We start from the raw sequence: 11411 nt of genomic DNA on the forward strand, positions 1-11411 counted from the left end.
CGGCGGCGATGCGCCGGGTCCACGGGAAAACCATATCGTCTTCGCGGAGTGCCCGTGCGCATCGCAGGGGTTCATGGTCGAAACAAGAGCCGGGTTCAGGCGGACGGATGCACCAGCCGTACGTCCGACGCCATCACGAACATCACCCGGTGACCGAGCTGGATCTGGTGGTAGCGGGTCTTGCCGGTGGTGGTGACGTGCTCGGAGGGGCGGTAGGCGTTCGCGGAGTAGTGGGTGCCGGTGATCGTGTCGCCCACCGCGTACGTCTGCCCCGGCGGGATCGTGTACTTGAGCGGCGTCAGCGGCTGCGCCGACGCCTTCGAGTAGGCGGACTTCTCGGGATAGGCCCGCCCGTACACCTTGACCGCTCCCGAGACGGGCGTCGCCAGCGGGCCCTTGGCGGGGACGGCGGTCGGGTTCGCGGCCGGGTTGTGGAACCACGCCTTCTGTCCCAGGTACCAGATGGCCGTCCAGTCGCCCTTGCGCTCGGCGACGGCGTACCGCTGGCCGGTGGAGGCGCGGGCGCTGTGGTCGTACACGCTGTACGTGCTCGCCTTCCCCGGATGCTTGCCGATGTCGTCGACCAGGGGAGCGCTGTGGCTCGGCGACTTGTGCAGCCACACCGTAGAGGCCCCGTGCGGCGGGCACTTCTTGTCGGGCTTGGTGGTCTCGCAGCCGGTGAAGCGCGGCCGGTGCGTGGCGTAGTCGGGACGGATGATGATGGAATCGCCGTTCTTGGCCGCCTTGAACGGTTTCTTCATCAGCTCGAAGTAGTGCGCCCAGTCCCAGTAGGGTCCGGGATCCTCGTGCATGCCGGCCACGGTCGCGGGCGTCGTCCCTGGGACGTTGTCGTGGCCGAGGATGTGCGCCCGGTTGAGCGGGATGCGGTACTTGGCGGCGAGATGGCGCACCAGGCGGGCCGACGACCGGTACATCGCCTCGGTGTACCAGGTGCCGCCCTTGGCCAGGTAACCCTCGTGCTCGATGCCGATCGAGCGGGTGTTGACGTCCCAGTTGCCGGCGTGCCAGGCGATGTCGTTGGTGGCGACGTGCTGGGCGACGTGCCCGTCGCGAGAGCGGATGGTGTAGTGCCAGCTCACGTACTTGGGGTTGCGGATGAGGGAGGGGATGCCCTGGTAGCCGCCCTCGGTGTCGTGGATGACGATGTAGTCGACCGAGCGCTTGCGCGACAGGCGGTCGTGGTTGCCGTAGTCGCGGTCCTTCTTCTTGCCGAAGCGCTTGAACGCGGCGGGCATCCACTCGCAGTGCAGCGAGGCGGGGCACTCGGCCTTGCCGTCCCCGGTGCCGCCGGCCGTGTGGCCCTTGGGCGTGCTCGGCTGCCCCTGCTCGTCGGTCTCGGGGACGTCGTCGTCCCAGGCGAAGTCGCCGGGGTCGTCGGGGTCGCCGAGGTGGGGGAACGTGTCAGGGTCCCAGGTCCGCAGGTCGGGCACGGGGTCGAGCTCCACCAGGTGCCCGTCGTCGGTACGCCGCCGCGCCCCCTCCCGCATCACGGAGAACACCTCGTCGGCGAACGCGCCGGCCGCCTTCGGGTCGTCGGTGCCGGCGTACCTGGCGACGGCGCCGTGCCAGTCTGCGGGATCGGAGCTGGGCTCGTCCTGGTAGGAGGCGAGCAGGGCGGCGCCTGCGCGGATGTTGGCGGCCGGGTCGTCGCGCAGCAGTTCGGGCGGCAGCCCGGCGAGCCGGCCCGCCTCGGGCAGCGTGGTCTGCTGCTGCGCGCCGGAGACCCGCAGCGCCGCGTGCCCGTGAACGGGCGTCATCGGTCTGGTCTCGTCGCCGCGCGGGTCGCCGTGGGCGTCGCCGAGGTGCTCGTGAACGCCGGCGGGGAACGCGTCCACCAGGTGCATCGGCCCGTACCCGCCGGCGGTGCTGGGCCGGCCGCCGTTGGCGTCCCACCGCGACTCCAGGTACGACACCGCCAGCAGCACGCTCTCCGGTACCCCGTACTCGCGGGCGGCCGCGGCGAAGTCGGCCTGCCGTCCCCCAGGTGCAGTGGGGGCCGAGGCGGCGGGCGCGGACATGAGGGGGACGGTGGCCGGCGCGGTGAGGACGCCGGCGGCGAGGGCGGCGGCGAGCCAGAGCTGCATGAACATCTCCCCAGGAACGTCACGATATGACTACTCACCGTAACCATTCCCAGAAAGGGATGGGTCAGGCGGGTCGGATGTTACGCAAGTGATCGGCCTCGAACGTGGCATGTCGATCAGCGATGCGGCGCTCTTGAGCGCATTTCCTGCCCGATATCGGGCAGGATGTTGGCGTGTCTCGCTCCAGAGCCGTAGGGTCCTCGTCTGTGTCCACGGCACGGCATCCGTACGAAGACCTCATCGCGCACCTCACGCGGACGAGTCCGCTCGGTCCAGGTGAGGCGGCCCGCGTGGTCGCCGACGTGCTCGCCTACTTCTCCGAGTCCGCCGAGGAGTTCGTCAGGCGGCGGCACGGCGAGCTCAAGGCGCGCGGCCTGACCAATGACGAGATCTTCCCCCGGATCGCCTCCGAGTTACGGAGCCGCAGGGTCGCGGCTCCGGAGCTGTCGCTCAGGCAGCTCCGCAGGATCGTCTACGGATGAGATGAAGAGGAGACCTCGATGTGCGGAATCGTGGCCTATGTCGGCCCCAAGGACGCCGCGCCCATCCTGCTGGAGGGGCTGCAGCGGCTGGAATACCGGGGCTACGACTCGGCCGGGGTCGTGGTGTCCAACAAGGGACTGAAGGTACGCAAGGTCAAGGGCCGGGTCGCCGACCTGGCGAAGGTGGTGCCGGCGCGGTTCAAGGGCGGCCTCGGCATCGGCCACACCCGCTGGGCCACCCACGGCGTGCCGAGTGACGTCAACGCCCACCCCCACCTGTCGGCCGACGAGCGCATCGCCGTCGTCCACAACGGCATCATCGAGAACGCCGCTGAGCTGCGCGCCAAGCTGGAGGCCGACGGGGTGGTGTTCGCGTCGGAGACCGACACCGAGGTGCTGGCCCACCTGATCGCCCACGCCGCGGACGAGAACGACACGCTGGAAGAAGCCGTCAGGAAGACGCTCAAGAGCGTCGTCGGCACGTACGGCATCGCGGTGATCGACGCCGAGCGGCCCGGCGAGGTGGTCGTGGCCCGCAACGGCAGCCCGATCGTGCTCGGCATCGGCGAGAAGGAGATGTTCGCCGCCTCCGACGTCGCCGCGCTGGTCCGTTACACCCGCCAGGTCGTGCACCTGGAGGACGGCGAGCTGGCCGTGCTCAAGGCCGACGGCTTCCACACCTTCTCCAGTGACGCGCGGGAGACCGCGAAGGAGCCGCTGACCGTCGACTGGGACGCCGGCCACTACGACACCGGCGGCTACGAGCACTACCTGCTCAAGGAGATCTCCGAGCAGCCCGAGACGATCACCCGCACGATGAGCGGCCGGCTCGACGAGCGCTTCCACGTGGCCCACCTGGGCGGGCTCAACATGGACGCCCGCGAGACGCGCGGCTTCCGCCGGGTGAAGATCATCGGGTGCGGATCGGCGTACTACTCGGGGCAGATCGGGGCGCAGCTCATCGAGGAGCTGGCGCGCATCCCGTCCGACGCCGAGCCGGCCAGCGAGTTCCGCTACCGCAACCCCGTGGTCGACCCCGACACCCTCTATGTCGCGATCAGCCAGTCGGGCGAGACCTACGACACGCTCGCCGCCGTGCAGGAGCTCAAGCGCAAGGGCGGCCGGGTCATCGGCATCGTCAACGCCGTCGGCAGCGCCATCGCCCGCGAGGTGGACGGCGGCATCTACCTGCACGCGGGGCCCGAGGTCTCGGTGGCATCGACGAAGGCGTTCACCTCGACGTGCCTGGCCTTCGCGCTGCTCGCGCTGCACCTCGGCCGGGTGCGTGACCTGTCGCCCGCCGACGGCCGCCGCATCGTCGAGGGCCTGCGCCGGCTGCCCGGCCAGATCGAGCAGATCCTCGGGCAGAGCGACCGCATCGCCGAGCTGGCCAAGAAGTACGCGCCGCACCCGAGCATGATGTTCGTCGGGCGCGTGCGCGGCTACCCGGTGGCCCGCGAGGGCGCGCAGAAGCTCAAGGAGATCTCGTACGTGCACGCCGAGGCGTACCCGGCCAGCGAGCTCAAGCACGGGCCGCTCGCGCTGATCGGCCCCGACATGCCGACGGTCGCGATCGTCCCCGACGACGAGCTGCTCGACAAGAACCTCACCACGCTCGGTGAGATCCGCGCCCGCGGCGGTCAGGTGCTCATGGTCGGCCACCGCGAGCCTGACGCCAAGCTGGCCGACGACGTGATCGTGATCCCGAAGAACGAGATCGAGCTCGACCCGATCCTGCTGACGATCCCGCTGCAGCTCCTGGCCTACTACGCGGCCGTGGCGCTGGGCCGCGACGTCGACAAGCCACGCAATCTCGCCAAGAGCGTTACGGTTGAGTAGCTAATCCAAATTTGCCCAGACTATCGTTATCTCGGCGCGGACGGCATAAATTCAAAGGGTGCGGCAGTTCGACCATCGCAGGCCCCATCCCGCACGCATGTATGACTACATGCTCGGCGGGAAGGACAACTTCGCGGTCGATCGCCAGGCCCTCGATCAGCTCGCCGAGCTGATCCCGGAGGCGGTCCCGCTGGCCCGCGCGAACCGGGCCTTCCTTCAGCGTGCCGTACGCTATGTCGCCCGCGCCGGGGTCGATCAGTTCCTCGACCTCGGCAGTGGCCTGCCCACGCAGGGCAGCGCGCACGAGGTGGCCCCGGACGCCAAGGTCGTCTACGTCGACAGCGATCCGGTGGTGGGGGCGCACGCGGCGGTCCTGCTCAGGCGCACTCCCGGCCGGGCCAGGTTCGCCCAGGCGGACCTGCTCGACACCGAGAACGTGCTGGCCGGCGCGGGGGAGTTCCTCGACTTCGAGCGGCCGGTCGGCGTGCTGCTGGTGTCGATCCTGCACTTCCTGCCCGACTCCGACGACCCGCAGGGTGCGGTGGCGGCGCTGCGCGAGCGGCTGGCGCCGGGAAGTTTCCTGGTCATCTCGCACGCCACGACCTCCCGCGGCGAGGACGACGAGCCGCCGCCGGGCCGCGCGGGCAGCGGGACGGATCGCTCGCCGGCGCGCATCAGGGCGTTCTTCGGGGACTTCCCGATGGAACCGCCGGGGCTGGTGCAGGCGACGGACTGGCGGCCGGACCGGCCCAAGCTGGTGGGTGACTGGTCGCTCCCTTCGTCCCTTATGGCCGGAGTCGCCCGTAAAGCTTAATAAGCCCGAAAATCAAGAAAAAGCGCAACATATATCGATTTTGAATAGCGACCATGACCCCGGTGTATAGCCTGCCGTAATGGGTTAATAACCTAGAGTAATGGGGGGTTCGGGGGAGAAGCATATGCGCCGGCGGCGCTTTCTGGCCTGCGGGCTGGGAGTGGCCGCCGCCATCGCGGGCTGCGGCACGGAGCGGGCCGGCGGGCACGTGCCGATCACCGGGTTCACCCTCAAGCCGGACGGGCGGCGCTGGGAGCGGGTCGGGCAGGCGTTCGCGGGAGCGGCCCTCGCCGTCGGGTACGAGCCGGGCGGCGGCGTCGACCTGGCCCTGAGCGGCCTGCCCGCGCTGGCCGCGGCGGAGCTGAACAACGGCCAGAGCATCATCGACACCGCCACCCCGCTCGCCAGGCTCAGCGGGGAGGCGCTGGTCGTGGTCGTCCCCGACGCCTCTCCGCTGAAGGACTTCGGCGACTTCGGCGCCAGACTGCTGGCCGATCCAGGCCACACGATGCTGGCGGGCGGGTCGCAGGGCGAGCCCGACCACCTGCTGTTCGGCCTGATCGCGCGGGCGCTCGGCGCCGACACCCGGCAGGTCGACTACACCGGCTACCCCAGCGGCCCCGAGGCCGTGGCCGCGCTGCTGTCCGGCAGGGCCGTGGCCGCCGCAGGGCCGCTGTCCGACTGGCGGCCCGGGCTCAAGCGCGGGCGGATCAGGCCGCTCGCGGTCTCCTCGGCCGTCCGCGTGCCGGAGCTGGACGCGCCGACCCTGCTGGAGTGCGGCGTGCGGGTCGACTTCGCCGAGTGGGTGGGCGCGTTCGGGCCCGAGGACATGGACGGGGAGAGCCGCGAGGCGGCCGTGCGCCTGTGCGAGGAGGTGCTCGGCTCCGCCGCGTGGGAGGCCGCCTGCCGGGCCGCGGGCTGGCTGCCGATCCCGCTCACGGGCGACGACTTCGCCCACTGGCTGGACACCGAGCTGGCCCGCACCCGCGCCGTGCTGCGGGATCTCGGCATGGTCGACACGACCAAAGCCACAACATGCTGGGGTAGTTGCGGGAACGGCCACTAGATGTAGGATCTCGGTCGTCGCTGGTTCGCCTCCTCGGGGGCGGAGCAAAAGGGAACCCGGTGCGATTCCGGGGCTGCCCCGCAGCGGTGAGCGGGAACGACCGCCGTCATAGAGCACTGGAGAGATCCGGGAAGCGACGGCCAGTAGGAGCTCCACGGAGGTGGAGCGGGCCCGCGAGCCCGAAGACCTGCCAGCGGTGTGCAGTGTTCATGGCCTCGAGGGCGGGTCTGGCACACGCGGTCCGGCGCGCCCCGCGCCGCGCTCCGCCGTGCTCTCGCCTGCCCTCATGGGGAAGCTCGCGAGGAGAGAGAGCACGTGACCCAGATCGTTGAGGTTGACCGCCGCCTGGCCATCGAGGAGGCCGCCGCCCGGGTGATCGCCGATCCGGCCAACTCCCGGGTCGCCGCCCGGCTGCTGGCCGAGGAGATCGCCGACGAGGCGGCCGGGCACGGCGTGCGGACGTTCTCCGAGTCGATCGCCGCCACCCACGCGGCCGGGCTCGTCCAGGACCGCCTCGCCGCGTTCGTCGCCGCGCACGCCGCCGAGCTGGACGCGCTGGTCTCGGACGCGGCGGACGACCGCTTCGAGTACTTCGGGCTGCGCACGGTCTATGACCGCTACCTGCTGCGCCACCCCGAGACGCGCGCCGTGCTGGAGCGGCCCCAGCACTTCTTCCTGCGGGTGGCCTGCGGGCTGTCGGAGACCGTGGCCGAGGCGGCCGAGCTGTACGCGCTCATGTCCACGCTGTCGTACCTGCCCAGCTCGCCCACGCTGTTCAACTCCGGCTCGCGCCGCCCGCAGCTGTCGTCCTGCTTCCTGCTCGACTCGCCCCGCGACGAGCTGGAGGCCATCTACGACCGCTACGGCCAGGTGGCGCGGCTGTCGAAGTACGCCGGCGGCATCGGGATCGCGTGGACCAGGGTGCGTTCGCGGGGCTCGCTGATCAGGGGCACCAACGGCCACTCCAACGGCATCGTGCCGTGGCTGCGCACGCTCGACTCCTCGGTGGCCGCGGTCAACCAGGGTGGGCGGCGCAAGGGCGCGGCCTGCGTCTACCTGGAGACCTGGCACGCCGACATCGAGGAGTTCCTGGAGCTGCGTGACAACACCGGTGAGGACGCCCGCCGCACCCACAACCTCAACCTGGCCAACTGGGTGCCCGACGAGTTCATGCGCCGGGTGGAGGCGGACGAGATGTGGTCGCTGTTCGACCCGAAGGAGGTGCCCGACCTCACCGACCTGTACGGATCGGCGTTCGAGGCGAGATATCGCGCTTACGAGGCCGCCGGGCGATATGTCCGGCAGATTCCGGCCCGCACCCTGTACGGCCGCATGATGCGCACCCTCGCCCAGACCGGCAACGGCTGGATGACGTTCAAGGACGCCGCCAACCGCACCTCCAACCAGACCGCCCGCCCCGAGAACGTCATCCACCTGTCCAACCTGTGCACCGAGATCCTGGAGGTCACCAGCGACGCCGAGACCGCGGTGTGCAACCTCGGCTCGGTCAACCTGGCCGCCCACCTCGCGGGCGGTGACATGAGCGGGGATCTGGACTGGGAGCGGCTGCGCCGCACCGTGCGGACCGCCGTGCGCTTCCTCGACCGCACCATCGACCTCGGCTTCTACCCGACGCCGCAGGCCGAGGCGGCCAACAAGCGGTGGCGGCCGATCGGGCTCGGCGTGATGGGCCTGGCCGACGTGTTCTTCACGCTGCGGCTGCCGTTCGACTCGCCGAAGGCGCTGGAGCTGTCCACCCGGATCGCCGAGGAGATCGCGCTGGCCGCGTACGACACCTCGGCCGACCTCGCGGCCGAGCGCGGCAGGCACCCGTCGTACGACGAGACCAGGGCGGCCGGGGGAGTGCTGCACCCCGACCACTACGGCGCCGCCACCGGACCACGCTGGGACGCGCTGCGCGCGAAGATCGCCACGACCGGCCTGCGCAACTCGCTCATGGTCGCCATCGCCCCGACCGCCACCATCGCCTCGATCGCCGGCTGCTACGAGTGCATCGAGCCGCAGGTGTCCAACGTGTTCAAGCGCGAGACCCTGTCGGGCGAGTTCCTTCAGGTCAACCGCTACCTGGTGGCCGATCTGCAGGCGCGCGGGCTGTGGACGGCGGCGCTGCGCGACGACCTCAAGCGGGCCGACGGCTCGGTGCAGCAGGTGCCGGGCGTGCCCGACGACCTCAAGCTGCTCTACCGCACGGCCTGGGAGCTGCCGCAGAAGGCGCTCATCGACCTGGCCGCCGCGCGGCAGCCGTACATCGACCAGTCGCAGTCGCTCAACCTGTTCATGGCCAGCCCGACCATCGGCAAGCTCTCCTCGATGTACGCCTACGCCTGGAAGAAGGGCCTGAAGACCACCTATTACCTGCGCTCGCGGCCCGCGACGCGCATCGCGCAGACCACGGTCGCCGCGCCTGCGGCGCAGGCGGTGGCCTGCTCGCTGGAGAACCCGGAAACCTGCGAAGCCTGCCAGTAAGGAGCCCCCTCGACATGCTGCTCGACCCCGGCATGGACCTCACCCTGCGGCCCATGCGCTACCCCGACTTCTACGAGCGCTACCGCGCCGCGATCCGCAACACCTGGACGGTCGAGGAGGTGGAGCTGCACTCCGACCTCGCCGACCTGGCGAGGATGACGCCGCAGGAGCGGCACCTCATCAACCGGCTGGTCGCCTTCTTCGCCACCGGCGACTCGATCGTGGCCAACAACCTCGTGCTCAACCTCTACCAGCACGTCAACGCCCCCGAGGCGCGCCTGTACCTGAGCAGGCAGCTCTTCGAGGAGGCCGTGCACGTGCAGTTCTACCTGACGCTGCTCGACACCTACCTGCCCGACCCCGATGAGCGGGTCAAGGCGTTCGCCGCGATCGAGCACATCCCGTCGATCCGCGACAAGGCGGAGTTCTGCTTCAAGTGGATCGACTCGATCGGCGGGATGCAGCGGCTGGAGACGGCCGCCGAGCGCCGCCAGTTCCTGCTGAACCTCATCTGCTTCGCCGCGTGCATCGAGGGCCTGTTCTTCTACGGCGCCTTCGCCTACGTCTACTGGTTCCGCTCGCGCGGGCTGCTCGGCGGTCTCGCCACCGGGACGAACTGGGTGTTCAGGGACGAGTCCATGCACATGGAGTTCGCCTTCAGCGTGGTGGACACCGTACGGGCCGAGGAGCCCGAGCTGTTCGACGACGAGCTGGGCAAGCAGGTCACCGAGATGCTGGAGGAGGCCGTGGCCGCCGAGCTGGCCTTCGCCGCCGACCTGTGCGGCGACGGCATGCCGGGCATGAGCGTGGGCCAGATGCGCCAATATCTTGAGTACGTCGCCGACCAGCGGCTCGCCCGGCTCGGCCTGCCCCGCAGGTACGGCTCGGCCAACCCCTTCGCGTTCATGGAGCTGCAGGACGTGCAGGAGCTGGCCAACTTTTTCGAACGGCGTGTCTCTGCGTACCAGGTGGCGGTTGAGGGCAATGTGAGCTTTGACGAGACGTTCTAAGACATAGGGGGCAACAAACGTGCAGTCTCCAGCGGACTGGCCGATCCTTTTGATCTCGGTGGTCGGCTCGATCCTCCTGGTGGAAGTGGCCCGGCGCCTGCTCAACAGAGCCGGCCGCAAGTGGGCACTGGCCCAGCACCTCGTGGAGCACTGCACGTGGCCCGCCTTCCTGACGGCCGCGATCGTCGCGTTCAACCTCGTGTTCGGGCCCGGCATGTTCGGCGACTCGCCCTCCGAGCGGGCCCTCGGCGCGACCGTGCAGCAGGCGCTCGGCCTCGTCACCATCGCCGTGGTCACCTGGCTCATCGTGCAGGCCGCGTACGCGCTGACCGACGTCATCCTCGACCGGCTCGTGCAGGTCGAGGGCGAGCGCAACCGGCGGGCCCGGCGCATCATGACGCAGATCGGGCTGGTGCGCCGCATCGCCGCCGCCGTCGTCATCGTCATCGCCCTGGGCGCGATGCTCTTCTCCTTCCCCCAGGTGCGGGCGCTCGGCGCCGGGCTGCTCGCCTCGGCCGGCATCGCGGGCGCCGTCGTCGGCATCGCCGCCCAGTCCACGATCGGCAACGTGCTGGCCGGGCTGCAGCTCGCCTTCAGCGACGCGCTGCGGCTGGACGACGTGGTCGTGGTGCAGAAGGAGTGGGGGCGCATCGAGGAACTGACGCTCACGTACGTCGTGCTCCGGCTCTGGGACGAGCGCCGCCTGGTGCTGCCGGTCTCGTACTTCACCCAGAACCCGTTCGAGAACTGGACCCGCCACGGCAGCCGCGTGCTCGCCGTGGTGTACCTGCGGGTGGACTGGTCGGTGCCGGTGCCCAAGCTGCGTGAGGCCCTCTACGCCTTCCTCCAGGAGAACCCGCTGTGGGACCAGAAGGACTGGACGCTCCAGGTCACCGAGGTGCTGCCGAACGGACTGGTCGAGCTGCGGGCGCTGATGAGCGCCGCCGACTCGCCGTCGTCGTGGGACCTCAAGTGCGACGTTCGCGAGTTCCTCGTCAACTACGTCAGGGAGAACTTCCCCGAGTCGCTGCCGCGCTTTCGCGTGGAGACGCCGGAGAGCCGCGCAGGTGCCGGCAATGACGCCGGTGAATAATCGGTGGCCGGGGCGTCGAACGCCTGCCTATCGTGGAGATCGTCCAGGGTTGATCAGCTGTCTTCGCCCGGACTCGCGACCCTGAAAGAAGAGGGCCGCCGGGCCACGGCCTGGCCGGTGGGAATGGCGCCCCCCGGCCGGACCCCGCCCTCGCCCCGGGCCGGTTGACGCCGGCCGGGCCCGGGGCCCAGCCTCGACGGCGTGCGTCCATGGACGCCGGCGGGGCAGGGGGAACGTCATGAAAGGCAAAGTCCTCCTGAAGACCGCACTCGCACCCCGAAGCTGGCGCTCGCCGAGATCCTCGTGCTCAACGCCTCCAACGCGCTGCTCATCCGCCGGACCTGGCCGGCCGACCGGCGCGCCGCGCTGGCCCTGCTGCCGTACGCGGGATGGACGGTCTTCGCCACCGCGCTCAACACCGCCATCGCCCGCCGCAACCCCTGACTCCCCGCGGTCACGCCGAGCCGGGGATCGATGGCCCCGACCAGCAGGTCGATCAGCGCGTTCATGACGAT

At 70.2% G+C, this 11411-nt stretch carries 9 protein-coding genes and 1 riboswitch; of the genes, 8 read left to right on the forward strand and 1 reads right to left on the reverse strand.

Annotated elements, in window-relative coordinates; genetic code table 11:
* Positions 1-95 precede the first annotated feature (95 nt).
* Positions 96-2105, reverse strand: a complete 2010-nt coding sequence (locus ABZW11_RS35915) for an N-acetylmuramoyl-L-alanine amidase (RefSeq protein ID WP_355427274.1) — start codon at positions 2103-2105, stop codon at positions 96-98.
* 206 nt (positions 2106-2311) lie between these two features.
* Between ABZW11_RS35915 and ABZW11_RS35920 the strand changes: the two genes are divergently transcribed.
* From ABZW11_RS35920 to ABZW11_RS35955, 8 genes are all read left to right on the forward strand, one after another.
* Positions 2312-2587 carry a hypothetical protein gene (locus tag ABZW11_RS35920; RefSeq protein WP_355427277.1) on the forward strand — a complete coding sequence of 92 codons (276 nt, stop codon included), beginning with the start codon at positions 2312-2314 and terminating at the stop codon, positions 2585-2587.
* Between the two features lie 18 nt (positions 2588-2605).
* Positions 2606-4426, forward strand: coding sequence for a glutamine--fructose-6-phosphate transaminase (isomerizing) (gene glmS / locus ABZW11_RS35925; protein WP_355427280.1), 1821 nt, complete (start codon positions 2606-2608; stop codon positions 4424-4426).
* A 58-nt stretch (positions 4427-4484) separates the two neighbouring features.
* Positions 4485-5240 (forward strand): SAM-dependent methyltransferase, encoded by a 756-nt coding sequence (locus ABZW11_RS35930; RefSeq protein WP_355427283.1) that lies wholly within the window; start codon positions 4485-4487, stop codon positions 5238-5240.
* 124 nt (positions 5241-5364) lie between these two features.
* Complete coding sequence (locus tag ABZW11_RS35935; RefSeq protein WP_355427286.1) at positions 5365-6306, forward strand: tripartite tricarboxylate transporter substrate-binding protein; 942 nt, start codon at positions 5365-5367, stop codon at positions 6304-6306.
* A gap of 4 nt (positions 6307-6310) precedes the next feature.
* Positions 6311-6516, forward strand: a riboswitch (cobalamin riboswitch).
* A gap of 105 nt (positions 6517-6621) precedes the next feature.
* Positions 6622-8793: a ribonucleoside-diphosphate reductase subunit alpha gene (locus ABZW11_RS35940; protein WP_355427289.1), complete on the forward strand. Its 2172-nt coding sequence runs from the start codon at positions 6622-6624 to the stop codon at positions 8791-8793.
* A 14-nt stretch (positions 8794-8807) separates the two neighbouring features.
* Entirely contained in the window at positions 8808-9803 is a 996-nt protein-coding gene (locus tag ABZW11_RS35945; protein WP_355427292.1) for a ribonucleotide-diphosphate reductase subunit beta, read from the forward strand.
* Positions 9804-9822: 19 nt separating this feature from the next.
* Positions 9823-10896 carry a mechanosensitive ion channel domain-containing protein gene (locus ABZW11_RS35950; RefSeq protein WP_355427295.1) on the forward strand — a complete coding sequence of 358 codons (1074 nt, stop codon included), beginning with the start codon at positions 9823-9825 and terminating at the stop codon, positions 10894-10896.
* Between the two features lie 201 nt (positions 10897-11097).
* A complete protein-coding gene (locus ABZW11_RS35955) occupies positions 11098-11340 on the forward strand; it encodes a TspO/MBR family protein (RefSeq protein ID WP_355427298.1) in 243 nt (80 codons plus the stop codon).
* The last annotated feature ends 71 nt before the right edge of the window (positions 11341-11411 follow it).

This window comes from Nonomuraea sp. NPDC004580 (assembly GCF_040609855.1).
Lineage (GTDB): Bacteria > Actinomycetota > Actinomycetes > Streptosporangiales > Streptosporangiaceae > Nonomuraea > Nonomuraea salmonea.

What these genes read in the sequence shown, in the direction of transcription:
- ABZW11_RS35945 (WP_355427292.1), top strand. Translation starts at nt 8,808, where the DNA reads ATGCTGCTCGACCCCGGCATGGACCTCACCCTGCGGCCCATGCGCTAC.
- glmS (WP_355427280.1), top strand. Translation starts at nt 2,606, where the DNA reads ATGTGCGGAATCGTGGCCTATGTCGGCCCCAAGGACGCCGCGCCCATC.
- ABZW11_RS35915 (WP_355427274.1), bottom strand. Translation starts at nt 2,105, where the DNA reads ATGCAGCTCTGGCTCGCCGCCGCCCTCGCCGCCGGCGTCCTCACCGCG.
- ABZW11_RS35935 (WP_355427286.1), top strand. Translation starts at nt 5,365, where the DNA reads ATGCGCCGGCGGCGCTTTCTGGCCTGCGGGCTGGGAGTGGCCGCCGCC.